This is a genomic window from Streptomyces sp. NPDC006314, from assembly GCF_040613075.1.
Taxonomy (GTDB): Bacteria; Actinomycetota; Actinomycetes; order Streptomycetales; family Streptomycetaceae; genus Streptomyces.
Genome location: NZ_JBEXRL010000006.1, coordinates 388485 through 414678 on the forward strand (window position 1 = coordinate 388485; position 26194 = coordinate 414678).

At 71.9% G+C, this 26194-nt stretch carries 24 protein-coding genes, 1 tRNA gene and 1 pseudogene; 10 read left to right on the forward strand and 16 right to left on the reverse strand.

All coding sequences use genetic code 11. The annotated features are described in order from the left end of the window. Positions 1-25: 25 nt before the first annotated feature. The gene (locus tag ABZ079_RS14280) at positions 26-880 is read right to left on the reverse strand and encodes a Cof-type HAD-IIB family hydrolase (RefSeq protein ID WP_356939704.1); all 855 of its coding nucleotides are present in this window, start codon (positions 878-880) and stop codon (positions 26-28) included. Positions 881-1039: 159 nt separating this feature from the next. On the opposite strand from ABZ079_RS14280, the gene ABZ079_RS14285 reads away from it, so the two are divergent. The 5 genes from ABZ079_RS14285 to ABZ079_RS14305 all read left to right on the forward strand — a co-directional run bounded on the left by ABZ079_RS14285 (position 1040) and on the right by ABZ079_RS14305 (position 5669). Then, entirely contained in the window at positions 1040-1852 is an 813-nt protein-coding gene (locus tag ABZ079_RS14285) for an SAM-dependent methyltransferase (RefSeq protein ID WP_356939705.1), read from the forward strand. 40 nt (positions 1853-1892) lie between these two features. Further along, positions 1893-3296: a glutamine synthetase family protein gene (locus ABZ079_RS14290; protein WP_356939706.1), complete on the forward strand. Its 1404-nt coding sequence runs from the start codon at positions 1893-1895 to the stop codon at positions 3294-3296. A 2-nt stretch (positions 3297-3298) separates the two neighbouring features. Continuing rightward, positions 3299-4477 (forward strand): amidohydrolase family protein, encoded by a 1179-nt coding sequence (locus tag ABZ079_RS14295; RefSeq protein ID WP_356939707.1) that lies wholly within the window; start codon positions 3299-3301, stop codon positions 4475-4477. A gap of 16 nt (positions 4478-4493) precedes the next feature. Then, positions 4494-5021, forward strand: coding sequence for an NUDIX hydrolase family protein (locus ABZ079_RS14300; RefSeq protein ID WP_356939765.1), 528 nt, complete (start codon positions 4494-4496; stop codon positions 5019-5021). A gap of 198 nt (positions 5022-5219) precedes the next feature. Then, positions 5220-5669, forward strand: a complete 450-nt coding sequence (locus tag ABZ079_RS14305; RefSeq protein WP_356939708.1) for a hypothetical protein — start codon at positions 5220-5222, stop codon at positions 5667-5669. 41 nt (positions 5670-5710) lie between these two features. Here the strand turns inward: ABZ079_RS14305 and ABZ079_RS14310 are convergent, their stop codons facing one another. Further along, positions 5711-6727 carry a translation initiation factor 2 gene (locus ABZ079_RS14310; RefSeq protein ID WP_356939709.1) on the reverse strand — a complete coding sequence of 339 codons (1017 nt, stop codon included), beginning with the start codon at positions 6725-6727 and terminating at the stop codon, positions 5711-5713. A 133-nt stretch (positions 6728-6860) separates the two neighbouring features. Here ABZ079_RS14310 and ABZ079_RS14315 point away from each other — a divergent pair, with 133 nt between their 5' ends. The 3 genes from ABZ079_RS14315 to ABZ079_RS14325 are packed head-to-tail and all read left to right on the forward strand — an operon-like array spanning position 6861 to position 12654. Then, entirely contained in the window at positions 6861-10337 is a 3477-nt protein-coding gene (locus ABZ079_RS14315) for an NACHT domain-containing protein (RefSeq protein WP_356939710.1), read from the forward strand. Then, the gene (locus tag ABZ079_RS14320; RefSeq protein ID WP_356939711.1) at positions 10334-11287 is read left to right on the forward strand and encodes a hypothetical protein; all 954 of its coding nucleotides are present in this window, start codon (positions 10334-10336) and stop codon (positions 11285-11287) included. The genes ABZ079_RS14315 and ABZ079_RS14320 overlap by 4 nt, the downstream gene beginning before the upstream one ends. Next, positions 11284-12654, forward strand: a complete 1371-nt coding sequence (locus ABZ079_RS14325) for a hypothetical protein (protein WP_356939712.1) — start codon at positions 11284-11286, stop codon at positions 12652-12654. The genes ABZ079_RS14320 and ABZ079_RS14325 overlap by 4 nt, the downstream gene beginning before the upstream one ends. 77 nt (positions 12655-12731) lie before the next feature. On the opposite strand, the gene ABZ079_RS14330 is transcribed toward ABZ079_RS14325, so the two are convergent. Next, positions 12732-12805, reverse strand: a tRNA-Pro gene (locus tag ABZ079_RS14330). Positions 12806-12930: 125 nt separating this feature from the next. On the opposite strand from ABZ079_RS14330, the gene ABZ079_RS14335 reads away from it, so the two are divergent. Both ABZ079_RS14335 and ABZ079_RS14340 read left to right on the forward strand, forming a co-directional pair. Beyond that, positions 12931-13638 carry a transketolase gene (locus ABZ079_RS14335; RefSeq protein WP_356939713.1) on the forward strand — a complete coding sequence of 236 codons (708 nt, stop codon included), beginning with the start codon at positions 12931-12933 and terminating at the stop codon, positions 13636-13638. A gap of 32 nt (positions 13639-13670) precedes the next feature. Then, positions 13671-14594 (forward strand): transketolase, encoded by a 924-nt coding sequence (locus tag ABZ079_RS14340; RefSeq protein WP_356939714.1) that lies wholly within the window; start codon positions 13671-13673, stop codon positions 14592-14594. A 28-nt stretch (positions 14595-14622) separates the two neighbouring features. Here ABZ079_RS14340 and ABZ079_RS14345 read toward each other — a convergent pair. The 13 genes and pseudogenes from ABZ079_RS14345 to ABZ079_RS14405 form a co-directional block, all read right to left on the reverse strand. Further along, positions 14623-14856 (reverse strand): annotated as a pseudogene (locus ABZ079_RS14345) (MFS transporter); the annotation flags it as partial. Between the two features lie 158 nt (positions 14857-15014). Next, positions 15015-15374 (reverse strand): MmcQ/YjbR family DNA-binding protein, encoded by a 360-nt coding sequence (locus ABZ079_RS14350; RefSeq protein WP_356939715.1) that lies wholly within the window; start codon positions 15372-15374, stop codon positions 15015-15017. 30 nt (positions 15375-15404) lie between these two features. Continuing rightward, on the reverse strand, positions 15405-15935 hold the full coding sequence (locus tag ABZ079_RS14355; protein WP_356939716.1) for a GNAT family N-acetyltransferase: 531 nt from the start codon (positions 15933-15935) through the stop codon (positions 15405-15407). Continuing rightward, a complete protein-coding gene (locus tag ABZ079_RS14360) occupies positions 15932-16498 on the reverse strand; it encodes a helix-turn-helix domain-containing protein (protein WP_356939717.1) in 567 nt (188 codons plus the stop codon). The genes ABZ079_RS14355 and ABZ079_RS14360 overlap by 4 nt, the downstream gene beginning before the upstream one ends. A 46-nt stretch (positions 16499-16544) precedes the next feature. Next, positions 16545-17447: a LysR substrate-binding domain-containing protein gene (locus ABZ079_RS14365; protein ID WP_356939718.1), complete on the reverse strand. Its 903-nt coding sequence runs from the start codon at positions 17445-17447 to the stop codon at positions 16545-16547. Between the two features lie 57 nt (positions 17448-17504). Further along, entirely contained in the window at positions 17505-18704 is a 1200-nt protein-coding gene (locus ABZ079_RS14370) for a glycine C-acetyltransferase (RefSeq protein WP_356939719.1), read from the reverse strand. A 145-nt stretch (positions 18705-18849) separates the two neighbouring features. Next, a complete protein-coding gene (gene tdh / locus ABZ079_RS14375; RefSeq protein WP_356939720.1) occupies positions 18850-19878 on the reverse strand; it encodes an L-threonine 3-dehydrogenase in 1029 nt (342 codons plus the stop codon). Positions 19879-20050: 172 nt separating this feature from the next. Continuing rightward, positions 20051-20626: a GAF domain-containing protein gene (locus tag ABZ079_RS14380; RefSeq protein WP_356939721.1), complete on the reverse strand. Its 576-nt coding sequence runs from the start codon at positions 20624-20626 to the stop codon at positions 20051-20053. Positions 20627-20687: 61 nt separating this feature from the next. Next, on the reverse strand, positions 20688-21287 hold the full coding sequence (locus ABZ079_RS14385) for an ATP/GTP-binding protein (RefSeq protein ID WP_356939722.1): 600 nt from the start codon (positions 21285-21287) through the stop codon (positions 20688-20690). Further along, positions 21265-21636 (reverse strand): DUF742 domain-containing protein, encoded by a 372-nt coding sequence (locus tag ABZ079_RS14390; RefSeq protein WP_356939723.1) that lies wholly within the window; start codon positions 21634-21636, stop codon positions 21265-21267. The genes ABZ079_RS14385 and ABZ079_RS14390 overlap by 23 nt, the downstream gene beginning before the upstream one ends. Positions 21637-21638: 2 nt before the next feature. After that, entirely contained in the window at positions 21639-22073 is a 435-nt protein-coding gene (locus ABZ079_RS14395; RefSeq protein ID WP_356939724.1) for a roadblock/LC7 domain-containing protein, read from the reverse strand. An 84-nt stretch (positions 22074-22157) separates the two neighbouring features. Continuing rightward, on the reverse strand, positions 22158-24416 hold the full coding sequence (locus tag ABZ079_RS14400) for an ATP-binding protein (RefSeq protein WP_356939725.1): 2259 nt from the start codon (positions 24414-24416) through the stop codon (positions 22158-22160). A gap of 465 nt (positions 24417-24881) precedes the next feature. Further along, entirely contained in the window at positions 24882-26048 is a 1167-nt protein-coding gene (locus ABZ079_RS14405; RefSeq protein ID WP_356939726.1) for an MBL fold metallo-hydrolase, read from the reverse strand. Between the last annotated feature and the right edge of the window lie 146 nt (positions 26049-26194).

Here is a 26194-nt window from a genome sequence, read left to right on the forward strand (position 1 = left end):
GACACGCGCGGCCCGGCCAGCCCGCCTACAGGCCCAGCACCCGGGCGACGGTCCGCAGCACTCCGGCGTCGTTGTTGGAGGGGGCCAGGTGGCGGGCCCGGCGCAGGACCTCCGGGTGGGCGTTGGCCATCGCGAAGGACCACTCGGCGGCGTCGAGCATCTCCAGGTCGTTGAGGTAGTCGCCGAACACCATGGTCTGCGCGGGCGTGATGCCGAGCGCGTTCTGGAGCCCGCGCAGGGCGGTGCCCTTGTTGGCGGTGCGGTTCATGACGTCCACCCAGTGCTCGCCGGAGACGACGACATGGTGGGTGCCGGCGAACTCCGCGAGGGCCGGGGCGGTGGAGTGCTCGGCGGCCCCGAAGTCGAACAGGGCGACCTTGATCACGTCGTCGTCGACGGCGGTGGCGTCCGCCACGATCCGGTGCTCGACGTAGTACTTGCGCACCTCGGCCAGGAACGCCTCGTCGGTGCGCTCGACGTACGCCGACCGCTTGCCGCACACGACGGCGCCGACGTCCACACCGTCCGCGACCAGCCGCCGTACCGTCCGGACCACCCCGGCGGCGACGGAGTTCTCCAGCGGGTCGGAGCTCAGCTCCACGCCGTCCCGGACCACGTACGTGCCGTTCTCCGCGATGAACACCATGCCCTCGGACACGTCCGCGAACTGCCGGGCCAGCGTGGCGTACTGGCGTCCGCTCGCCGGACTGAACAGCACCCCGCGCCGGCGCAGCTCGGCGAGCATCGGCCACAGCCCGTCGGGGATCCGCTTGTCGTCGTCGAGCAGCGTGCCGTCCATGTCGGTGACGACGAGCCGGATGTCGGCGGGGCCGGCGGGCAGGCCGGGGGTGTGGAGGAGGGACGTGGGCGTGGTGGGCATGTCCTGCTTCCGGTCGGGGAGGGTAGGGGACCAGTGTTCCTCATGGGCCGGAACGTCCCGATGGCGCCCCGAACCGCCCATGGTGCGCGTCTCCCGGGACAGCGCCATCGACGAGCGGCACAATGGCGGCGGACACCCGCACGTGAGAAGGGCGGCGACGTGACCGAAGGGCAGCCTCCGACGGCCGGACCGGCGAAGCTGGACACCTCCGTGGCGCACAACGCCCGGGTGTGGAACTACTGGATCGGCGGCAAGGACCACTACGAGGTCGACCAGCGGGTCGGCGAGCACGTGGCGGGGATGTTCCCGGTGATCCGGGCGGTGGCCCGCGCGGACCGGGAGTTCCTGGCGCGCGCGGTGAGGTTCCTGACCGGCGAGCGCGGGATCCGGCAGTTCCTCGACGTCGGCACGGGCCTGCCGACCGTGGACAACGTCCACGAGATCGCCCAGCGGATCGCCCCCGAGTCGCGGATCGTGTACGTCGACAACGACCCGATCGTGCTCGTGCACGCACGCTCGCTGCTCACCAGCTCCCCCGAGGGCGTCACGGACTACGTCGACGCCGACGTGCACGACCCGGACGGCATCGTGCAGCGGGCCGGCGAGACCCTGGACCTGAGCCGGCCGGTCGCGGTGATGATGCTGGGCATCCTGAACTTCGTGCTGGACACCGGTGAGGCCCGGGACATCGTGCGGCGGGTGATGTCGGCGGTGCCCTCCGGCAGCCACTTCGTGCTCACCCACCCGACCTATGACGGGGACGTGGGCGGCGGGGGCAACATCGCCGCGATGGAGTTCTGGAACGCCAACGCCACCCCGCCGATCACCGCCCGCAGCCGGGCGGAGATCGGCGGGTTCCTCGACGGTCTCGACCTGGTCGAGCCGGGTCTGGTGCCGTGCTCGCAGTGGCGCGCGGAATCGGCGTCCGCCGCCCCGGTGCCGCAGTTCGGCGCGGTGGCCGTGAAACGCTGATCCTGGCCCCATGCGCCGCCGAGCCCGTCGAGGAGGACGTATGACCACCCTTGCCGACCCCGTGCCCGGCGGGCGTCCCGGCGATCTGCGCCGGGTGGCCGCGCTCACCGACGACCTGGCCGCGAGGGGCGTGCGCGGCATCGTGTTGGCCTACGTCGACACCGCGGGCGTCGGCCGGGTGAAGACGGTCCCGACGGCACGGCTGGAGGCGGCCGTGGCCTGGGGCGTGGGCATGTCCCCGGTGTTCGACACCTTCCTCGCCGACGACTCGATCGTCACCACCGACGTCCTCGGCTCCCCGGACGGTGACCTCAGGCTCTATCCGGACCTCGACCATCTGGTGGCGCTGGCCGGGCAGCCCGGCTGGGCGTGGGCACCGGTGGACCGGATCACCCAGGAGGGCACCCGGCACCCCGGCTGTTCCCGCACCTTCCTGCGCCACCTCGTCACCGACGCCGCCGAGCGGCACGGCCTCGCCTTCAAGGCGGCCATCGAGATCGAGTGGGCGGTCGGACTCGGCTCGGCACCCGCCGGGGAGTTCCAGCCGGCGGTCCGCGGTCCGGCGTACGGCGCGATCCGGCAGGTGGAGCTGAGCGACTACACCGCCGACCTGCTGGCCGCGTTCGCCGCGCAGGAGGTGGACGTCGAGCAGCTGCACCCCGAGTACGCGGCCGGGCAGTTCGAGATCTCGGTGGGCGCGCTGGACCCGGTGGCGGCGGCCGACCGCAGCGTCCTGGTCCGCCAGACGATCCGGGCGGTGGCGCAGCGGCACGACCTGAGGGTGTCGTTCACGCCCTCGGTGTCCGCCGAGGGCGTCGGAAGCGGCGGTCACCTGCACCTGTCCTGCTGGCGCGACGGGGTGAACCTGCACGCGGGCGGCGAGCGCCGGTACGGCATGACGGCGGAGGCGGAGTCCTTCGCGGCCGGGGTGCTGGCGCGGCTTCCCGCGCTGACCGCGGTCACCGCCCCCAGCCCGGCCAGTTACCTGCGGCTCAAACCGTCCCGCTGGGCGGGGGTCTTCACCGCCTGGGGCCGCGAGACCCGCGAGGCGGCCCTGCGCGTGATCACGGGCACGGCGGGCCGCCGGGACCAGGACGCCAATCTGGAGGTCAAACCGGTCGACCTGGCCGCCAACCCGTACCTGGCCCTGGGCTGCGTGATCGCCGCGGGCCTGGACGGCCTGGCCACGGCCCTGTCCCTCCCGGAGGAGATCACCGGCGACCCGGCCCGGTACGGCATGGACGAGGCGGCGGCCCTCGGCGTACGGCGGCTGCCGCAGTCGCTGCCGCGGGCCGTGGAGGAGTTCCGTGCGGACCAGGTGCTGCGGGACGCGCTGGGCCCGGTCCTCGCGGACGCCGTGATCGCCGTACGCCTCGGCGAGGCGGCGGCCGTGGCCGGCCTCGACGACGCCCAGGTGGCGGCGGCCTACCGCTGGACGTACTGACGATGACCGCCGTATCCGGACCGGTCCACGAGGCACTCGCCGAGCTGCCCCTGGTGGACCACCACTGCCACGGCGCCGTGACGGCCGACCTCACCGGCGGCGAGTTCGAGTCCCTCATCACCGAGGGCGAGGCCTGGCCGGGCGTCTCGCCCTTCGACAGCCCGGTCGGCGTGGCCGTCCGCCGCCACTGCGCACCCGTGCTGGACCTCCCCCGCCACGCGCCACCGGCCGACTATCTGGCCCGGCGCTCGGCCCTCGGCTGGCAGGAGGTCAACCGCCGCTTCCTGACGGCGTCCGGAGCGGAGGTGTTCTGTGTGGACACCGGCTACGCCCCGCACCCCGTCACCACCCCCGCCGAACTGGCCCGCTCGGCAGGGGCCGCCGCCTACGAGGTCGTACGGCTGGAACAGCTCGCCGAGGCGGTGGCCGCGCGGGGCCTGGAGCCGGACGCGTACGCGGCGGCTTTCCGCACGGCCGCCGAGGAGGCCGTCCGCCGGCCGGGGGTGGTGGCGGTGAAGTCGGTGGCCGCCTACCGCACCGGTTTCGCCCTCGACCCGGCGCGTCCCGCGGCCACCGAGGTGACCGGGGCCGTCGCCCGCTGGGTCACGCAGGGCGGTCGCCTCGCCGACCCGGTCCTGGTACGGCACCTGCTGTGGACCGCCGTCGACCTGGGCCTGCCCCTCCAGCTCCACACCGGCTTCGGCGACGCCGACGTACGACTGCACCACGCGGACCCGGCCCTGCTCACCGACTGGCTGCACCTGACGTCCGGCACCATCCCGGTCCTGCTCCTGCACTGCTGGCCCTACCACCGCCAGGCCGCCTACCTGTCCGCGGTGTTCCGACAGGTGTACCTGGACGTCGGTCTCGCCCTGCACTACACCGGTCCGGCCCGCTGCCGGACGGTGCTGGAGGAGGCACTGGAGATCACCCCGTTCCGGAAACTGCTGTACAGCTCCGACGCCTACGGTGTGGCCGAGTTCCACCACCTGGGCGCGCTGTCCTTCCGTCAGGGGCTCGCCGGTCTGCTCCAGGCCCGGGTGGACGCCGACGAGTTGAGCCTGCCCGACGCCCTGCGGATCGCGGCCTGGACGGGCCGCGACAACGCCCGCCGACTGTACGGACTGCCCGCAAACGAACCGGCCCGCGACCTCGGCGGGCACCCCACCCGGAAAGTATGATCAAGCAATGTCTGACATGACCGAAACCACGCCCGGCTGGCTGACCACGGACGAGCTGGAAATGGCCAGGGCCCGGATGCCGATCCTGTACGTCGAGGCCGTGCCCGTGCGCGTGGACGACAGCGGCGAAGTCACCAGCATCGGACTGCTGCTGCGCATCGGCCCGGACGGAACGGTCAGCCGGACCCTGGTCTCCGGTCGCGTCCTGCACCACGAGCGGGTCCGCGACGCGCTGCTGCGCCACCTGGAGAAGGACCTCGGCCCGGTCGCCCTGCCCCGCGTCCCGGCCTCCCTGCAGCCGTTCACGGTCGCGGAGTACTTCCCGACGGCGGGTGTCACGCCGTACCACGACCCGCGCCAGCACGCGGTGTCCCTGGCCTACGTCGTGCCGGTGACCGGGGACTGCCGCCCCCGGCAGGACGCGCTGGACCTGGTCTGGTTCAGCCCGCAGGAGGCCGCCTCACCGGCCGTGCACAGCGAGATGCCGGGCGGGCACGGCATGCTGCTGAAGCAGGCTCTCGCCCACGTGGGTCTGGTGTTCTGACGGACGCGTCCGGGCGAGACCCGGAGATTCCCGGCGGTGCCGGGTCGCGACGCGGCGCAGCCGAACGACCCGGCGCCTGCCGCCGTCCTCGGAGGACCGCCGTATCGGACGAAGATCGGCAAGTACCCGCTACGCACGGGCCACCTGCGCCAAAATGACGCAGTCCGCGCAGATGGCCGGCGATCGCTGGGGGAATGCATGGCGGAGAACACGGTGGGAAGAGTCGATGCGGGAAGCGGCGACGCGGGGAACGGCGAAGCCGCCGGGCGGCTGCCGGCAGTGCTCGCCGAGGAGATGACACGGGAGTTGCGACGTTGGCGCGTCGCGACGGTCAACTACGGGGTGACCTACTATCTGAGCAGGATCCTGCTGATCGTCGCGAGCGCCGTCGTGGCGGCGGACCAGAACCTGGGTGAGGGCAAGGCCCAATGGCTCATCGCCTGGGTGCCCTCGCTGGCCCTTGCGGTCGCGGCGCTGACCGCCATCGACACCTGGCTGAAACCACAGCAGAAGTGGCGCGGGTTCATGGAATCCCGCGACGCCCTGGCCGATCTGATGATCCAGGCCGGCGACGGCATGGCCCCGCAGGAAGTGCGCGGGAAATTCCTCGAACTGCGCAAGCAGCACCGGGAGCGGAACATCTTCTGACCACACCGGTACCGTGTGCGCGCAGCGTGCCGGGCGTGCGCTCAGGCTGTCTGCTTCGAGTCGCGTCGGTCCATGGCCCTCCGCTCGGCGGCCTCGACGTCGAGCCGGCCGGAAGGGTTGCCACCACGCGCCAGAACGGCATCACGCACGAGGGCCATGTAGAAGAGCGCCGGAGCACACGGTGTCCAGACCCGGTCCTCCTCCAGGATGAAGTCGAGGACGTTGTCCGGGTCGCTGGGCACGAACCTGAACTGGTCGTGCTCCCACTTGTCCTCCACGCCCCTGCTCCGGCGCCTGATGAGATCATCGGCCGTCAGTTCGGAGAGGACGGCGCGGTAGAAAGCCGCCCACTGGTGATTGCGCAGATCGAGGGCGAAGGCGAGCAACTCCAGTTCGACCTTGTCGTCGTCCTGGACGGCGAGTTCCTCCCGCAGCGCGCGGCGGGCCACGGCGTGCAGGCTGATCGGGGAACCGTCCTCCGGGACGTCGTGGATGGCGGCGAGCCCCTCGTTCACCGAGGAGTTCCAGCGCTCCGTGTTGTGACCGGCCACGAGGGCGCTGCGGCGGGCGAAGACCATCTGCCGATCGGGTCCCGTCTGCACGGCCACGTTGACGCCGAAGCTGCAGGAGAGGAAGGCGGGCGCCGTCACCGGGTCGGTGTTCTCGAGGTACTGCGTGCGCAAGGTGGCCGGTTCGCCTTCACGCAAGGGGGTGTCGAGGTTGACCGAGGTGGCCAGGAAGTCGAAGTAGTCGGCGTCGCACAGGCTCAGCTGCACCATCGGTTCCTCGGCCTCGTTGGTGCGTGAGGTCACGATGCTCTCCACGGCGAAACGAGGGTTGTTCCACCGGTAGGGCTCGCCCGCGGCCTGCCTGCGCTCCTCCTCCGCCTGGATCGCCTGGCGCCACCGCTGTACCTCGAGGGGCAGCGACACGCGGCGGAGCCCGGGCTCGTAAATGATCTTGACGTTCTCCTCGTGGATCGGGCGGGTGCCGTCCCCTTCGAAGATGTAACAGTCCGTGAGGAGATGCCCCACGACGAATCCCTCTCGCTGCGTCACCTAACCCCCTTGGTGTGGTGCCGAGTTGCGCGAAGCGTGCCACGCGCCGCATGGTGAGACGCCAGGTTGCCACACTTCGCTCTGTCACGAGCGCACGGATTCCGGCTGGGCATTCGGGGGAGGACGGGTTCGGATGGTCGATGTCCCGCATGACGGCGTCGTGGCCACAGTGGTGGTCGACCGCTACCGGGGTGACACCCACCGACGGCGCGACCGTTCCTACCTTCGCCGCAGTGCCGACCACTTCACCGAGCAGGCGAAGCGGCTCGGCTTCAACGCGCCGCCCCTGCGGGTAGCCAGTTCGGGGGATGCCGACACCACGGGTTCTACCTTGGACCGTGGTCGCGTCCGGGAGCTGGTGACCAGACTGCGCGAGCAGCCGGCGGGCCGGAAGGTCCTCTACTGGACCGGTCACGGAGAGAGAATCGGGGACACCTTCTACCTCGCCTGCCAGGACACGTATGCCGACGGGGCCTTCGCCCCCGACCGAGCCGTCTCCGCGTCCGAACTCGTCTCCTGGCTGGCCGAGGACGCCGCGGACACCCTCCTCGTCCTGGACGCCTGCTTCTCCGGAACGGCACTGGACGACGTGAACGAACAGGTCAAGGCGGCCAGAGGGCGGGTGGGGGACGGGACGGGCGGCGACGCCGGATTCGCGGTGATCGCCACGGCCGAAGCCGACGAGGAGGCAACCGAGGGGCGGTGGGTGGCCTGTCTGCGTCATGTGCTGGACACACCCGACGCGGAGACGCGCGCGGTCCCGCTCTTCCACCGGGAGAACCCCGTCGTTGCGTTCACGCACCTCATGCTGGCCGTCCGGGCGTTGATGAGGGACCAGGTGCCCGAGTGGTACGAGGTGCGGGCCCTGCGCCCGGACTTCCTGTTCAATCCCTACTGCTCCGAACGCGTGAAGCCCGCCCTGCGCTCCCCCGACGACGAGTCGTGGATCGGCGAGGAACTCAGCGCCGACGTCATGCCGGTTTTCTCCGACGCCGGGGAGAGCTGGCAACTGCGCGACTTCGCCTCCCGTGATCGCGTCCTCGGGGAGCTGGTCACCTGGATGGTGACAAGGAGCACAGGCCTGTTCGCCGTCTCCGGTGCCTCCGGCGCCGGCAAGTCCACGTTGCTGACCTATCTGGCCCACCTGACGACACGCGGGTTCTCGGCCTCACTGCCCGCGGACAGACGGCCGCGGATCCAGCCCGAGCTCTATTCCGTGCACGCAGCGTTGCACTGCCGGGGCAAGACCTTGGCGGTCCTCTGCGAGGAACTCGGCCACCGGCTGGGCGCCTTGGGTCTCGGCCAAACCGACCTCGCGTACGGAGCACCGCACACCTATGTGGAGCGGATCGCCGCCCTCGCGCAGCGCAAGGGCAGCCTGACCCTGCTGTTCGACGGGCTGGACGAGGCAGCCGCGGGACACGCGTTCGACATCGCCCGCGGACTGATCAACCCTCTCGCCGGGACACCACTGGTCAAGGTGGTGGTCGCCACCCGCCCCAACGCGCGCAGGAACCTACCCGGCGGATTACCCGCCGAGACCCTGCTGGAGGCACTGCACTGCGAGGATCCGGTCGAGCTGGACCGGCTTCCCGAGACCGAAGGCGACATCGCGCTGCATGTCGAGCACCTTCTGGGTCAGGACAACTCCCCGTACCGGCTCGCGGAGGCCGAGGAGACACGGCGTACCGTCGCCCGCCACATCGCTTCCCGCAGCAACGGCCTCTTCCTGGTCGCCACCCTGTGGGCACGGCGTCTGGCACGGTTGAGCACGCTGCCGGAGCCCGAGCGACTGGACGACGAACTGCGCCACGGAACCGCGGCTCTGGAGTCACTGCTGAGCGACGAACTCGACCGGCTGGACCCGGCCGAACCCGCACGCATCCGCGATCTGCTGCGCCCTTTGGCGCTCGCCCAGGGCAACGGGCTGCCTCAGCCCCGCGTCTGGCTGGCCATGGCCAACGCCGTGCGCCCGCCTGGCAGCAAGGAGTACACCGAAGACGACCTGAGATTCGTGATCGCCGTGGCCACGGGCGTGGCCATCGCCCGCGACGACGAGTTCGGCACGGAGGTTCACCGACTCCACCATCCGAGCTTCGGAGCTCACCTTCTCGGCGACGAAGCCCGGCAGTGCCTGCTCCACCGGCGTATCGTGCTGGCATTGCGGCCTTCACGCAGCGAGCACTGGGCGAAGGCCGAACCTTACGTGGCGCACTACATCGCCGCACACGCCGCGCTCGCCGACGACGCCACTTTGGACGAGCTGACGAGCGACTACCACTTCGCTGTGCACGCCTCGCCGGACATCCTTGAACCGCTGGTGGCCACCCGCCTGGCGATCGCACCACGGCCGGCGCTGTACGTGCAGGTCGCGGATCATTTCCGCACCCATCCTCGATCCGCCGCGCGGTGGGCCATGCTGCGTGCGACCGCTCTCGCGATGTTCCCCGCCGAGGTCCTGGACAGCGTTCCCCATCCCCCCGAGGTCTTCTGGAACGACGTGTGGAGCAGCGCGGACAGGCTCCCGCTGCAGCGGAGCTGGCCGGCCCCGCTGGGCGGGGCGTTCGCGGTGCACTGGGAGGGACACGGCAACGGAATCATCCACGCGGCGGGCGCGGGAGAGATCAGATCGTGGACCGCCGGCGGTCACGAGATCCGGGGCCGTGACACCGGACCGGCGGGCTGGTCCGCGGCCTGCCGGCAGCGGGGGCTGGCGGTGGCGGAAGGCGGCGGCAACCGGGTGATCGTGACACACGACGGACTGGCGCTGCGGCTCTGGCGCGGCGAGGAGAGACACCCCTTCGAAGAGCTGTACTGGGGAGGGTCACCCGATGCCGTCGCCGCCGCCTGGTGGAACGGGCTGGTGCACCTGGCCGCCGTGGAGGGCGGGCGGCTGTGGCTGTGGAAGTGGGACGGCAAGGGCCCGTACGGCCGGGAGCTCCTGCGGTTACGGGTGCTGCCCGCCGCGGTGTCGTGTGTGGCACTCCTCCCGCTGGCCGGCTCCGTCGTCGCGGTCGCGGGTGGGCCGAGGGGACTGACTCTGTGGGCCGTTCCCTTCCGTGGCACCGTCACGTCCGAGCCCCTGCACGGCGCGGCACCGCTGCTGACCACCGACCAACCCGTGCGGGCGGTGTCCGCGCTCGCCCCGCGGGACGGCCGGGGCGCCGTCGTCGCGGCTCTGGACGGCCGTGCACTCTCCGTCTGGCGGTTGCCCGACCCGCTCTTCGGCAGCGACCGTGAGCTCCTCCTCCACACCGCCAGCGGGGGCCAGGCGGTGAGCGTGGGGGAAGGCCCGAAGGACTGCTCGTGGCGGTGCGCGAGGGCTCCGAGGTGCGGGTCTGGTCCGGCTCGGGGACCGAACACGTGCCTCTGCCCTGCACCAGCCACCACAAATCGCTGGCGTACGACCCATCGGGCACGGGGCGGCTGGCCGTGGCGGACGAGACCCGCGTCCGGGTCTGGGAGCCGCACCCCCCGCACGAGCAGGGCACGCCCGGGGTCAGGCGAAGACGGCGAGGCGACCCCCGAGCCAATCCGCAGACGGAGGTCGCCGTCGGCGCGGCCGGCGAGTTCCTGCTGTGCAGGTCACAGGACACGGACATCCTGGTGAGCCTGCACACCTCGGCCGGCCCCCGGCCCGTCGGTGCGGTGCTGAGCCATCCCGATCCGGTCACCGCCATCGCCGCCGCGTCACTCGGCGAGCAGTGGGTGGTGGCTGCCGTCGGCCGCAGGGCCGCCCTGGTGTGGACCCTCGGTCCCGACCTGGTCACCATGACCACCGACATGCTCGATCTCGCGGGGGCAAGGGATGTGCCCGTACCGTCGATCGCCCTCCGCGCGGCCCCCGGGCGACACCTTGAGCTGTTCTGGCCCTCCGGACAGAGTGTGGCCTGCTGGGAACGCGACGCGGAGCCGGGGACCGGCTGGAGCCGCGGGACCACGCGGCCCATGGGTGCCTCGGGCAGTGTGCAACGCCTCGCCGTGGCCGGGACGCCGGAGGGGCGGACCTGGCTGTCGGCGTGGGGCGGCGACGTCGTACGGGTCTGGGACCTCGCCGCCGCCGAGGCCAAGCCCTTCACCGTGGACTCCGTCAAGGTCCGCGCGGTCGCCACCGGTGTCCGGGAAACGGGTCGGAGGACCGTGCCTCTGGTGGCCATCGCCTGCGGCAATCAGGTGGAGATCGCCGAGTGCGAGGGCTGGTTCGGCACGACGGCCCTCCTTCCGCCGCCCCCCGGCGGTCCCCTCGACGGTCTCGCCCTGGTGGGCCCGGCCCATCGGCCGCTCCTGGTCGGCTGGCACGCCACCTCAGGCCGTCTCCACCTCTGGGACGTCGCCACCGAGCGGGCGCTCCCCGCTGTCGAACCCCGCGGTTACGACGTGTCGCAGGTGGCCTCCGTCTTCGACGACGCCGGGATCACCCTCATGGTCCAGGGCGGGCCGCAGGTCGGCCTGCGCTGCGACCAGTTGCTGCTGACCTCGCAGAACCTGATCCGTCTCGGCGTTCCGATCACCGCCCGGAACGCTTCATTCCGTTCACCGACCGAGGAGCACTTGCCGTGAAAGACGACCTTGTCGTCGTCGTGCCGGGCATCATGGGCACGGCGTTGACCTGGGATGGTGTGGATGTCTGGAACCTGAGTCCGCAGGCCGCCGCCGGCGTCCTCCGGCCCGGGAGACTTCTGGAGCGTCTCCGGCTCCAGAAGGGGATCGCGGACGAGGACCCGGAGCCGCAGCACGCCCTGTCCCTGGGCTCCCCGATCGAGACCCCGCGTGTCCTGCCCGGCCTCATGGCACACCTCGGCTACGGCGGACTGGTCAGGCGGCTCGGGATCGCTCCCGAACAGCTGGCCGTGTTCCCCTACGACTGGCGGCTCAGCAATCGCAACTCGGCACGGAAACTCCAGCGGTTCGTCGAGGGGCGCCTCGCCCGGTGGCAGTCCACCGCGGACCGCCGGCGGTTCCCGGGTGCCGGGGACGCCAAGGTGGTCTTCATCTGCCGCTCCATGGGCGGTCTGGTCGTGCGGTACTACGTGGAGGCACTCAAGGGCCGTGAGGTGACCCGCGCGGTCGTCTCCCTCGGCACGCCGTATCTGGGCAGCGTGAAAGCTCTGCGGTTCCTGCTGGGTGAGGGGCTGGGACCGTTGCCGGGCGCGTGGCGGGACGGGCTCCGCGAGGTGTGCTCGACGTACCCGTCTCTGGGGCAGTTGCTCCCGGTGTACAAGGCGGTCGCGGTCGACGACCGGGAGGGGGCAGTCTCGCACCTCAGCGCGATCCCGCCGATCAAGGGCCTTGCGACCGCCACGGTCGTGGACGCCTTCAAGTTCCACCGGGACATGCAGAAGGCCCGGATCAGGAACGACGCCGAGGGAGCCGCCTCCTATGAACTCATCCCCCTGGGCGGTGCCACGCACCGCACCGCGCACAGCGTCTCCTTCGACACCGCGGGGCAGCCTCGATTCCATGACGACCTGCCCGGCGGTCGTGGTCCATGGCTGGGGGACGGCACCGTCCCGCAGCTCTCGGCCACCCCTCCCGAGTACGCCACCACGGCGTCCACCATGTGGTTCCCCTTCCGGCACGCCTCGCTCATCGACGCCGAACCCGTTCAGTACCAGTTGCGGAACATCTGCAACGGCGTCGAACGCGCCCGGTTTCTGGCCTCGGAACACGAGATCGGGCTCGAACTTCCCGACCTGGCCCTGGCCGGCGAGCCGATCGAGGTATGGGCCACGAACGCGGACAGCGCCATGGAACTCCGTGTCCAACGCCTCGCGGAGGACGGCAGATGTGTCTCCGTCGATCCGATGAGACCCTGCGGCGACGGGCGGTTCCGCGCGGAAGTACGGGCCGAACCGGGAGTGTGGACCCTGGAGGTGTCCTCCCCCGCGACCGGTTACGCGTGCCGGGACGCCGTACTCGTGATGTAGCGGAGAAAGACGCCGCACACCCACGAAGGCCGCCTTCCCATCTCTGAGAAAGCGGCCTCCGACCTGCGACAAGCAAGTCGGGACGACAGGATTTGAACCTGCGACCCCTTGACCCCCAGTCAAGTGCGCTACCAAGCTGCGCCACGTCCCGGTGCCCGTTTGACCTGGGGTTTCCCGAGTCGAAACGCGCAGGGAAACAATACCGCACTCGGGTCGGTGGTCGCGCATCCGTTTCGGCTTGACCTCAAGTTTGGTTGAGGTTGCACGATCGACGGCATGACGATCACAGCGGAAGAGAACCGTGCGTACGGCCATGACGACCTGCCCGGGCTGATGAGTCTGATGACCGGTGACGAGAAGCACGGCCCGGCGGCCACCTCCACACTCGACGTGCTGTGGGTGCTGTACGACCGGGTGCTCCGGGTCACGCCGGAGCGGCGGGACGATCCGGGCCGGGACCGGTTCCTGCTGAGCAAGGGGCACGGGCCCATGGCGTACTACGCCGTGCTGGCCGCGAAGGGCTTCCTGCCCGTCGAGTGGCTGCCGGGGTTCGGGTCGTACGACTCCCCGCTCGGGCATCACCCGGACCGCGTACTCGTGCCGGGGGCCGAGATCGGCAGCGGGTCGCTCGGGCACGGGCTGCCGATCGCCGTGGGCACCGCGCTGGGACTGCGGGCGCAGGGGCTGCACGACCCGGCGGTGTGGGTGCTGATCGGGGACGCGGAACTGGACGAGGGCAGCAATCACGAGGCGATCGCCTTCGCCGGGCCGTCCGCCCTGGAGCGACTGCACACCGTGGTGGTCGACAACTCCTCCGCCAGCCACACGCTGCCCGGTGGGATCGCCGCCCGCTTCGAGGCCGCGGGCTGGTCCGCGGTGACCGTCGACGGGCGCGACCACGAGGCGCTGTACGCCGCGTTCACGGCCCCGCATCCGGGACGGCCGCACGTGGTCGTGGCCCGTGTCGAGCCGAAGAACCGCTGACCCACTCTGCTCTCCGGAAAGGGCACACCTTCATGGACACCATGCGTGACCGTTTCGCCCCCGTAGTGTCCCGGCTGCTGGACGAGGACCCGCGGGTCGCGGTCGTCCTCGCCGAGATCGGCACGGACGGCTTCCGCGAGGCCATGCGCCGGCATCCCGACCGGGTGATCAACGTCGGCATCCGCGAGCAGCTCCTGGTCGGAGTGGGGGCGGGGCTGGCGCTCACCGGACTGCGGCCGGTCGTGCACACCTTCGCCAGCTTCCTCGTGGAGCGGCCCTTCGAACAGGTCAAGCTGGATCTGGGGCACCAGAACGCCGGAGCGGTGCTGGTGAGCGCGGCCGCCTCCTTCGACTGGCCGGCCGGTGGCCATACGCACATGGCCCCGGGCGACGTGGCCCTTCTCGACACGCTGGACGGCTGGACCGTGCACGTGCCCGGGCATCCCGACGAGGCCGAGACGCTGCTGCACCACGCGGTCGCCGCGGGCGACGACAAGGTGTACGTGCGGCTCTCCGTGCAGTCCAACCGGCAGGGCCGGGTGATCGACGGCAAGCACTTCGTGACGGTCCGCGAGGGCCGCTCCGGTGTCGTCGTCGCGGTCGGCCCGGTGCTGGACGCCGTCCTCGCGGCCACGGAGGGGCTGGACGTGACCGTCCTGTACGCGACGACCGTACGGCCCTTCGACGCGGCGGGGCTGCGCCGGGCCGTGGAGGCGGCGGGCAGCGACGTCGTGCTGGTCGAGCCCTATCTCGCGGGGACGTCGACGGGCGTGGTGAGCGAGGCGCTGGCCGACGTTCCGCACCGGGTGCTCGGGCTGGGCGTCGGCCGACGTGAGCTGCGCCGCTACGGGACCATCGAGGAGCATGTGGCCGCGCACGGGCTCGATGCGCGCGGCCTGCGGGAACGGATCGGCCGGTTCGTGGGTGCCGGGCAGCGCGTCGCGACGCGAGCGTGAGCCAGGGAGCCTTCGGGGCGGGGCCACTCGCGTCGGCACGGACGAGGTCGCGGGATCGCCGGGGCCGCGAGCAGGGCCGCGGCCACCGCCAGGCTCGTCGCGGCGGAGACCAGCAGGACATGGCCGGCGCCGAGTGCGCCGGCGGCCGGGTCCGCGAGGGCCTGGCCGACCGGCATCATCGCGAGGGAACCCGCCACGTCGTAGGCGTGGATGCGGTTGAGGACGTCGGCCGGGACCTGGTCTGCACACTGGTCGCCCAGACGGCCGGGGCCGTGGGGCGGCGCCGCACCCGGCCCGGATGACGAGATCCCGCCGTGCATCCGTACCGGTCATACCCCGTACTCCCCTCCCGGCCCCGGCCCTTGCCGATCCCGCCGCGCGGGATCATGCCACGCCGCCCCGGCCGCCGCCGGAGGGTTTTCACCGACCGCCGGGCGGCCCCAACTCCGGGTGGACCTCCAGGAGCCGGGGCGGGGCCGCCTGACGCCAGGAGTCGGCGAGAATGTCCCGCAGCTCGTCCTCGTCCTCCAGCACGGCGAGTCTCGCCCTCACCCAGGCGAACTGGGCCTCGTGGTCGGCGATCCAGAACTTGTCCGGCTCGGCCAGCACCAGCTCGTCACGCTCCTCCTTCGGGCAGCGCACGGCGATGGACGTCTCGTCCTCCGGGAGCGTGGCGAACATCTTCCCGGCCACCCGGAACGTGGGCATGTTCCAGGCGACCTTCTCCGTCGTGTCCGGCAGGGACAGGGCGATACGGCGTACGTCTTCTGCATCCGGCATGCCCGGCACCGTAACCCTTGCCACTGACAGTCACCCCTGCGGAGCGGCCGGCCGCTTGAAGTACAGGGTCGTGGGGTGCAACTCGCCCGTGGGGTCGCGGGCGTAGTCGGGAATGGTGCCGGCCCGGGTCCAGCCGGCCGAGCGGTACAGGTGCTCGGCGGGGCTGCCGGTCTCGGTGTCTAGGTGGAGGAGGGTGATGCCGGCGGACACGGCCGCGTGTTCGGCGGTGGTGAGGAGCCGGCGGCCGAGGCCCCGCCCGCGCGCGGAGCGGTGCACCATCAGCTTCACGAGTTCGGCGCGGTGGCGGCTGTTGGGCTTGTCGGGCAGCGCCAGGCCGACCGTGCCCGCCACCCGGTCCGTGTCGTCCACGGCCACCCACACCGCCAGCCGCCCCGCCGCCACGGCATCCGCCCGCTCCCGCCACCAGGCGGCGGCCTCCGCCCGCCCGAACGGGGCGAGGAAGCCGACCGAGGCGCCGCCGGCCACGGTGTCGGCCAGCAGGTCGGCCAACTCCTCGATGTGCCGGCGCATGTGAGTGTCGTCCCAGCGCAGTACCCTCATGGCCGTACCACCGCCAGCACGTAGCGCGCCTCGCCGGGTCCGGTGCAGCGGAACCGCGTCGGGCCGAAGACGCGCATCCGCAGGCAGTCGCCGGCGTCGAGGACGTGGCCGGTGTCGCCGACGGTCACCTCGAGCGTGCCGTCGAGGACCCACAGGTGCTGTTCCAGGCCGGGCACGGACGGGCGGTCGTAGGCGATGTCGGCCCCCGGCGTGAGCCGGCCCTCGACCAGTTCGCCGCGCAGGCCGGTGTGCGGCGGGGACACGGACCGGCGTGCGAAACCGGAGGCGCTGTCCTCCCAGACCTGCTGCTCTTCCGCCCGGACCAGCGGGGCCGGCTCCGCCTCGACCTCGCTGAGCAGCTGGGACATGGTGCGTCCGAAGACGTGGCAGAGGCGGTTGAGGAGTGCGGCGGTCGCACTGGTCTCGGCCCGCTCGGCGCGGGACAGGGTCGACCTGCTGACTCCGCTGCGCTCCGCCAACTCGCCCAGAGACCAGCCGCGTTGGGCCCGGAGTTCGGCGAGCCGGGCGCCGAGCCGGGTGTCGATGGGATCGCCGTCTCTCATATCCGGGACGTTAACCCGGATATGAGACGAGCGGGTTACGGAAGCCTCACGCCTGTGCCGCCTCCCCCAGCGCCTCCAGCACCGGCCGGATCAGCGGGTGCCCCTCGGCTCCCCGGCGTACGGCGGCGAAGACCCGGCGGGTCGGGGCCACGCCGTCGACCGGGCGGACGACCACACCCGTGAGGTCCATGCCGCGCAGCGCGGAGCGCGGTACAAGGGCCACCCCGGCGTCGGCCGAGGCGAGGGCGACGACAGCCCGGAAGTCGTCGGAGGAGTGTTCCAGGCGGGGCTGGAACCCGGCGCTCTCGCAGGCCAGGACGACCACGTCGTGGCAGGGGTTGCCGGGGTACGGGCCGATCCATGGGTCCTTGGCCAGTTCGGCGAGGGGAACCTCGGCGGTGTCCGCGAGGCGGTGACCGACCGGTACGACGGCGTCGAACGGCTCGGCGTACAGCGGGACGTGGGTGAGCCGGGGGTCGTCGGCGGCCGGGGCGCCCCGGTACTCCACGGCGACCGCCACGTCGACCTGCCGGTCCAGGACCATCGGCAGGCTGGCGTCGCCCTCGGCGTCCTGGACGCGGATGCCTATGCCGGGGGCGCGGGCCGAGAGGCGGGCCAAGGCCGGGGCCACGACCTGCGCGATACCGGTCGCGAAGGCGGCCACGGTGACCGTGCCCGCCTCGCCCGAGCCGTAGGCGGCCAGCTCGGCCTCGGCCCGCTCCAGCTGGGCGAGGACCGCGTTGGTGTGGCTGAGCAGGATCTCGCCGGCCGGGGTGAGCCGTACGCCCTTGGCGCTGCGCTCGACCAGACGGTGGCCGGTCTCCTGCTCCAGGGCCGTCAGCTGCTGGGAGACGGCCGAGGGGGTGAGGTACAGCGCGGCGGCTGCCGCGGTGACCGTGCGGTGGTCGGCCACCGCACGCAGGATGTGGAGCCGCCGTGCTTCGATCATGCCTCGATTATCCCAGGGGTCCGCCCCGGTCAGGTCGCCCCTGGGGACCGGCTCCGGTCAGGCCACCAGCTCGGCGCGGGCCGCGACGAACGCGTCGACGGCGCGGTTCACGTCGTCCGTGGAGTGCGCGGCGGACAGCTGGACGCGGATCCGGGCCTGGCCCTGCGGGACGACCGGGTAGGAGAAGCCGATCACGTAGACGCCGCGTTCCAGCAGCAGCTCGGCCAACCGGGCCGCCTTCGCGGCGTCGCCGATCATGACGGGCGCGATGGCGTGGTCGCCGGGGAGGATGTCGAAGCCCTCCTCGGTCATGCGGCGGCGGAAGAGCGCGGTGTTCTCGGTGAGGCGGACGCGCAGGTCGTCGGCGGACTCCAGGAGGTCGAGGACCTTGAGGGAGGCGGCGGCGATCACCGGGGCGAGGGTGTTGGAGAACAGGTACGGGCGGGAACGCTGGCGCAGCAGGGCGACGATCTCGGCGCGGGCGGCGACATAGCCGCCGGAGGCGCCGCCGAGGGCCTTGCCCAGGGTGCCGGTGATGATGTCGACGCGGTCCATGACGCCGTGCAGCTCGGGGGTGCCGCGGCCGGAGGGGCCGACGAAGCCGACGGCGTGCGAGTCGTCGACCATGACCATGGCGTCGTAGCGGTCGGCGAGGTCGCAGATCTCCCGCAGTGGGGCCACGTAGCCGTCCATGGAGAAGACGCCGTCGGTGACGACCAGCTTGCGGCGCGCACCGCCCTCGGTCGCCTCCTTGAGCCTGGCCTCCAGGTCCGCGAGGTCGCGGTTGGCGTAGCGGAAGCGGCGGGCCTTGGACAGGCGGATGCCGTCGATGATGGACGCGTGGTTGAGGGCGTCGGAGATCACCGCGTCCTCCTCACCGAGCAGGGTCTCGAAGACACCGCCGTTGGCGTCGAAGCAGGAGGAGTACAGGATCGTGTCCTCCTGGCCGAGGAACGCCGACAGGCGGCTCTCCAGCTCCTTGTGCACCTCCTGGGTGCCGCAGATGAAGCGGACGGAGGCCATTCCGTAGCCCCAGCGGTCCAGGGCCTGGTGGGCGGCGGCGACCACCTCGGGGTGGTCGGCGAGACCGAGGTAGTTGTTGGCGCAGAAGTTGAGGACCTCGCCGGGACGGCCGCCGGCGGTGACGTTGACGGTCGCGGACTGCGGGGTACCGATGACCCGCTCGGGCTTGTGCAGGCCGGCGGCGCGGATCTCGTCGAGAGCGGCGCGCAGGTCGTCACGAACAGAGTTGAACATGAGGGACTCCATCAAGTGCGAGGGCGAGTGAGCCGAAGGGGCGCGCCGGTCTCGAGAGGGCGAGCGCGCGAAGGCCCGAAGGGCTGAGCACGGTCGGTCTCTCGGCACCGGCATCAGGCGCCCCGGAGGTGAACCGAGCCGGAAATCAAACAGTCCAGTCCAGGATGATCTTGCCGCCGGTGCCGCTGGCCGCGTCGGCGAAGGCCGCTTCGAAGTCGCGGTAGCCGTACCGGCCGGTGATCACCGGGGCGAGGTCCAGGCCGCTCTCCAGCAGCACCGACATCGCGTACCAGGTCTCGAACATCTCACGGCCGTAGATGCCCTTGATGGTGATCATCGAGGTGACGATCCGGGCCCAGTCGACCGAGAATTCCTGCGCCGGGAGACCTAGCATCGCGATCCGGCCGCCGTGCGTCATGTTGGCGATCATGTCCCGCATGGCCTCGGGGCGGCCGGACATCTCCAGGCCGATGTCGAAGCCCTCGCGCAACCCCAGCTCCCGCTGGCCTTCGGCGATCGTGGACTCCGCGACGTTCAGCGCGAGACTCACACCGATCTTGCGGGCCAGCTCCAGGCGCTCCTCGCTGACGTCGGTGACGACCACCTTGCGGGCGCCCGCGTGCCGGGCCACCGCGGCGGCCATCAGGCCGATCGGTCCGGCGCCGGTGATCAGGACGTCCTCGCCGACCAGCGGAAAGGACAGCGCGGTGTGCACGGCGTTGCCGAACGGGTCGAAGATCGCGGCGACGTCGAGGTCGACGGGGACGCGGTGCACCCACACGTTGGACGCGGGCAGGGCCACGTACTCGGCGAAGGCTCCGTCGCGGCCCACCCCCAGACCGACGGTGGCCCGGCACAGGTGGCGGCGGCCGGCCAGGCAGTTGCGGCACTTGCCGCACACCAGGTGGCCCTCGCCGCTGACCCGGTCGCCGATGCGGACGTCGCTCACGTCGCGCCCGACCTCGACGACCTGCCCGACGAACTCGTGCCCGACCACGAGCGGAGTGCGGATCGCCTGCTGCGCCCAGCCGTCCCAGGCCCGGATGTGCAGGTCGGTGCCGCAGATACCGGTCCGCATGACCTTGATCAGCACGTCACCGGGACCGATGGCGGGCTCCGGGACGTCCGTCAGCCAGAGCCCTGGCTCCGCCTTCTCCTTGACCAGCGCCTTCAACGCTACGGCTCCTGTGGGTGAGGTCCCGGCCGCGGGCATGCCGAAGCAGCCCGCACCGGGTCAGAGGGGTGGAATCACCCTGCAATCTGCCGTACGCGCGGGCCGGGGTCCATCGAGCTTTTCTTAACCGCTGCCTCAGCTTTCCTTCATGCCCCTCGCGATGCCCCGCGTGTCAGAGAGGCAAGCCGTCGTCCGCGCTCCGTTCGAGCCGTACGACGAGAGTGGCGGCGAGTGCCTTGATGGTCTCCAGGCCCGCCTTCCCCCAGGCGCTGGGCTCTGTGCCGGCGGCGCACACGGTGCCGAGCGCCATACCTGAGCTGTCGATGAGCGGGGCGCCGAGATAGGACCGGATTCCGTACTCGTCGACCACGGGGTTACCGGCGAATCGCGGGTAGTCGCGGACGTCCTCCAGGACCAGCGCCTTGCGGCGGACCACCACATGGGGGCAGAACCCGTGGTCGCGCGGCAGGACCCGGCCGAGCACGGCCCCGCTGCCGTCCTCGCGGACGACCGGGGCGATGGCGGGGGCGCTCAGGCCGGCGAAGAACTGGTGGTCCTCGCCGATGAAGTTGACCATGGCGTACGGCGCCCCGGTGAGCTGGGCGAGGTGCTCGGCGAAGGCGTCGAGCGCGGGGTCGGGCCGGTCCGCCAGGCCGAGTCGGCGCAGCCGGTGGACGCGGGCGGGGGCCTCTTTGTCCTCGGGGGTGAGCAGCAGCCCCCGGACCGGTCGGGGCGGCTCGTAGCTCATGGCCGGGCTCCGTCGCTGTGGGCGTACCTCATATAGGGGCTCCATGGGCGGTAGGGCGGAATCACATGTGGGCGCCACGCCTGGGCGCGGGCTCCGGGGTGTGGGCGAGCAGATGGCGTACCAGGGTGAGCAGGGTCTGCACGCCGGAGCTGGAGATGCGGGCGTCGCAGCGGACGACCGGGACCTCCGGGCCGAGGTCGATGGCGGCCCGCACCTCCCCGGGGTCGTAGCGGAAGCCCCCGTCGAACTCGTTGACGGCGATGATGAAGGCGAGCCCGCGTTCCTCGAAGAAGTCGACGGCGGCGAAGCAGTCCTGGAGCCGGCGGGTGTCGGCGAGGATCACCGCGCCGAGCGCGCCCTCGGACAGCTCGTCCCACATGAACCAGAACCGCTCCTGCCCCGGCGTGCCGAAGAGGTACAGCACATGCTCCGGATCGAGGGTGATCCGGCCGAAGTCCATGGCGACCGTCGTCTCCATCTTGTTCTCGATGCCGTCGAGGTTGTCCGTGGCCGCACTGACCGTGGTGAGCAGTTCCTCCGTGCTGAGTGGCGCGATCTCGCTGACCGCGCCCACGAAGGTCGTCTTGCCGACCCCGAACCCGCCCGCCACGAGGATCTTGAGCGCGGTGGGGAACGGGTCAGAGCTGTCGTCGTAGTCCATCGAGCACTGCCTCCAGCAGAGACCGGTCAGTGGGAGTGTGGTGGAAGGCGGGCGGCTTGGTGGTCAGCGCACCGCAGTCGACCAGGTCCGAGAGCAGGACCTTGGTGACCGCTGCGGGCAGTTTCAGCTGGGCGGCGGCCTCGGCGACCGAGACGGGCGCGCTGCACAGGTCGAGTGCCTGTGCGTACTCGGGCCCGAGGTAGTCGAGTGGGGTCACCCCGGTGGCCATCACCTGCGACATCAGGTCGAGGGCGATGCTCGGCTCGGTGCGGCCGTTGCTGACCGTGAACGGGCGCACCAGCCGTCCCGCCGCGTCGTCCAGCCAGGGCCCGTCACCGGCTGCGGCCACGCTCAAGGCCTCGTCGCCGTGGGTTCGGCGGTGTGCTGCCGGGGCGCGGTCACCAGGTAGGGGCGGACGCTCTTGACCAGCATCGCCATCTCGTAGCCGAGCACGGCGGCGTCGGCCTCGCGACCGGCCAGCACGGCCAGGCAGGTGCCGGAACCGGCGGTCGTGACGAACAGCAGGGTCGAGTCGAGTTCGACGACGACCTGGCGGACGTCTCCGCCGTCGCCGAACCGGACGCCCGCACTGCGCCCGAGCGAGTACAGCCCGGAGGCCAGGGCCGCCATGTGGTCGGCGCTGTCGGGGTCGAGACCGTGTACGGACTTCACCAGTCCGTCGCAGGACAGGAGCACCGCGCTGCTGGTGTGCGGTACGCGCTGCACGAGGCCGCTCAGCAGCCAGTCGAGGTCGGATGCGTGGGCGGTCGGCGCATCGCTCGCCATGGTGGATCGACTCCTTGGGGTACGGAAATCTGCGGGAGCGCTGGATGGGGGTATACGGGCGTGGGGTGTGTACGGGGGGTGTGGTCAGCCGGCCGGGGCGCTCCCGTCGGTCCGGCCGGTGCCATGGGTGCCGTCGGATACGGGCGCGTGGGCGCGCGCTCGGGGGATGGGGGCTGGGGCCGTGTGGTCGGGCGTATGGTCCCGGGGCGTGTGGTCCGGGACCATGTGCTTGTGGCCCTTGTGGTCGGGGCCCGTGTGTTCGGGCCGTGCGCGTGTGGGTTCGAGGGGATCCGCCGCGGCGGACTGAAGGTGGCCGGCCGCCATGTGTGCGGCATCCATGTGCGCGGCGTCCATATGTGACGCGGTGAGGCGGGGCGACGGCATGTGGGCGGTGCCCGTGTGGCCGGAGCCCATGTGCTGTGACTCCGGGTACGCCAGCTCGCCGTACCCGGGCTCCCTGCCCGGCGACTCCCTGCCCGGCGACTCCCCGCCCGGCGACTCCCCGCCCGGCGTCTCGTCGGCCGCCGGCCCCATGTGCTGCTGTGTCTCGGCGAGTCCGATCCCGCGTTGGAAAGCTGCCATCAGCGTGGGGTCGTGGCCCGCGACGGTGTCGCCGTCCTGGCGGGGCGCGGGGCCGCCGCGCAGCTGGGGCACGAGGTTCTCTTGGGCCCGGCGGCGGGGCAGCCGGGGCTTGTCCATGGTGCCGCGCACGATGCCGTCGCGAGGGGTGGGTGGCATACCGGCATGTGCCTCGACCACCGGCCGGTCCTCGGCGCCGATGCCGGGTACGGCCTCGGTGGGGGTCGGCCGCGCATCCTGGGCGCCTCGCACCGGCAGCGGAGCGGGGACAGCTCCGCTCCGCCCGTCCTCGCCGCTCTCGGAACCAGGCCGATCCGCGCCGCTCCCGGCATTCCGCCGCCCGGACCCGCGCTGGGCGTGCCGCCGCCGCCCGGTACCGGGAGCCGGCCCGGCCCCGGACCCGGCCGGGGCCGGCACTCCGGCTCCCGTCCGTGCCCTCGGGATCTGTGCGGGCGGCGGTACGGGCGCCGGCACCTGCTGCGTCTGCTGCGTCGCCCCGGTGTCCACCGGGTCCCGCAGCTGCGCGGCGGTGGCGGCAATCGCCCCGGGCACCCCGGGCGCCGTTCCCAGTACGGCCTCGGGGACGACGAGTACGGCCTGCACACCGCCGTAGATGTTGGTCTGCAGCCGCACGGTGATGCCGTGTCGGCGGGCCAGCTGGGAGACGACGTAGAGGCCGATGCGGCCGTCGGCAAGCAGGCTGGCGACATTGACCTGGTCGGGGTCGGCGAGCAGGGCGTTCATCCGGTGCTGTTCGGCGACGGGCATGCCGAGTCCGCGGTCCTCGACCTCCACGGCGAGCCCTGAGGTGACGAGGTTGGCGCGGAGCAGCACCTGGGTCTGCGGGGCGGAGAACACCGTGGCGTTCTCGATGAGTTCGGCCAGCAGGTGGATGACGTCGGCGACGGCGTGGCCGCGCAGTTCGCCGTCGATCGGCGGCACCAGCTTCACCCGGGAGTACTGCTCGACCTCGGCGATGGCGGAGCGCAGCACCTCGGTCATGTTCACCGGGTTACTCCACTGGCGCCGGGAGACGGCACCGCCCAGCACGGCGAGGTTCTCGGCGTGCCGCCGGATGCGGGTGGCCAGGTGGTCCACGTGGAACAGGCCCTTGAGCAGGTCGGGGTCCTCGATCTCGTTCTCGAGATCGTCGAGGATCGAGATCTCCCGGTGCACGAGGGACTGGAGCCGGCGCGCCAGGTTGACGAAGACCTCCAGCTTCTGCTCGCTGCTCGCCTGGCTGGAGAGCTGGGCGGCCCGCACGACGGCGGTGACGGCGCCGTCGTGCGCGCGGGCCAGATCGGCGGCGAGCAGTTCGAAGTCGTCGGCGTCCTCGGCCGGCCGGCGGCGCGGGTTGCGTTGCGGCGGGGTCTCGCCTTGGCGCAGCGCGTCGACCAGGGCGTGCAGGTCGGCCTCCCCGCGCGCGGCGGTGCGGCGCAACGCGTCGACCCGCTCGGCGACGGAGCGGGCGGCGCGGTCGGCGGCCACCGCGGCGATCAGGATGCCCGCGACGGCCACCGTGACCGATCCGGCGAGCACGGCCCACAGGATGGGACCGGTGCGCGCGCCGGTGGAGCGGATGCTGAACAGCACGGCGGCGGTGGCGCTGAGCGCGACCGCGAGGGGCGGCAGTACCGCGAGCCGCATGAGCTGGGGCCGTATGTGCGGTTCGGGCAGTGCGGGAGCGGGTCGGGCGACCGGCCGCCCGTGCCGGCCGCCCTCGCGGCGGTCGGCGCGGGTGGCCGGTGCTCGGAGGTGAGACATCTGCGTCCTCGTACTGTTCCGTCGGGCCTGTTTCCTCACGCGGTGCGCGCTGCGGACATGCGTCATCGCGGTGCCGGTCGGCGGGACCGGTGCACCCGGCCGCGCGTCGTCCGACGGACACTCACAGTAGTTGCCTGAGCATCATGTGCGGTGGGCAGTTGACAAACTCCCCAGAGGAGCGTCCCGCTCTGGTATGAAGCCTCGTACGAAGGACCGATGGCCCGGCCGGACACCCCCGGCCGACCCGAAAGACAGCGATAGGACCTGGTCAAAACCGGTCACAAAAGAAGACGACGGGCGATGGGCCGGCACCCGCCCGGCCCTCACCGCCCGTCCGTTTTTCTCGAGTTCTCCGTCCGTCTCTCGCGCCGGACCGCGCGCACCGCCCCCGGCCTTCCTGTCGATGTCACGCAGAGTGCGGGTTTTGGCCGTGGCTTAGCGGGCTCGGCGGCAGGAGAGGACGCGTCAGCCGCGCTTGGGCGGCTCGGCGACGAACGCCCCGACGGAGCGCCAGGTCCGCCGGACCTCCCCCGACACGGCTCGCCACCACGCCTCGGCCGGGAGCTTGCCCGCCGGCTCGAAGGGCTCGCCGGGCCGGGGCAGGGCCACGGCCTGGCCGGCCTCCTCCGCCGCCTCCTTCGTCCACTCCCCCGGCTCGGCCCAGGGGTGCGGGGCGAGGTTGAAGGTGCCCCAGTGGATCGGCAGCAGCACGCCGTGCGGCGCTCCGCCCTGCAGGTCGAGATGGGCGCGCAGGCCTTCCTCGGGGGTCATGTGGATGTCGGGCCAGAACTCGCTGTACGCCCCGATCTGGATCATCGTGGCGTCGAACGGGCCGTGCGCGGCACCGATCTCCTCGAAACCCCCGAAGTAGCCGGTGTCGCCGCTGTGGTAGATCCGGTGCTCCTCGCCGGCGACGGCCCAGGACGCCCAGAGGGTGTGCTGGGTGTTGCGCAGTCCGCGGCCGCAGAAATGGCGGGCGGGAGTGGCCGTGAGGGTCACTCCGCCGACCTTGGTGGACTCGTGCCAGTCCAGTTCGCGCAGCCGGTCCGGGGAGACGCCCCAGTGTTCGAGGTGGGCACCCACACCGAGCGGCACGGCGAACACGGTGTCCGTGCCGGCCAGCGCCTTGATGGTGGGCAGGTCCAGGTGGTCGTAGTGGTCGTGCGAGATCACGACCACGTCGACCTCGCCGAGCGCGGCCAGCGGCAGCGGCACGGGGTGCAGCCGCTTCGGTCCGGCGAAGGGGAACGGGGAGCAGCGCTCGCCCCAGACGGGGTCGAACAGGACCCGGTGGCCGTCGATCTCCGCGAGCACGCTGGAGTGGCCGATCCAGGTCAGCCGCAGTCCCGTGGCGGGTGGGCCGGCCAGGTCGGCGAAGGTCGTGGGGTGCACCGGGACGGTGCCCTTCGGGGCGCGCATGGGCCGGGTGTCCTTGTCGAAGAACACCTTCGCGAAGTCCAGCGCGGAACCGGAGGGCCGGGTGCGCGCGGCTCCGCCGGGGTTCTGGAAGACACCGTCCTTGAAGTGCGGAGAGCGACGGATGCGTGCCAGGCGCTCACCGTCCGGGTCCGCGCCGAAGGCCGCGGGCCGCAAGCCGCGGAGCCCGGAGCTCAGGGAACGCAAACCGGTCACGGTACCTCCAGGGGAGTGGCTGAGGCTCTCCATTATGGTCGGCCCCTCCGACAGCCCGGGGCCGCCGGGGCCGCCCTCCGGCCCCGGCGGGCGCCATCGAAGATCCGTTCAGCACGTTGACAGGGTGCGGATCGGCGGCTCCGCAT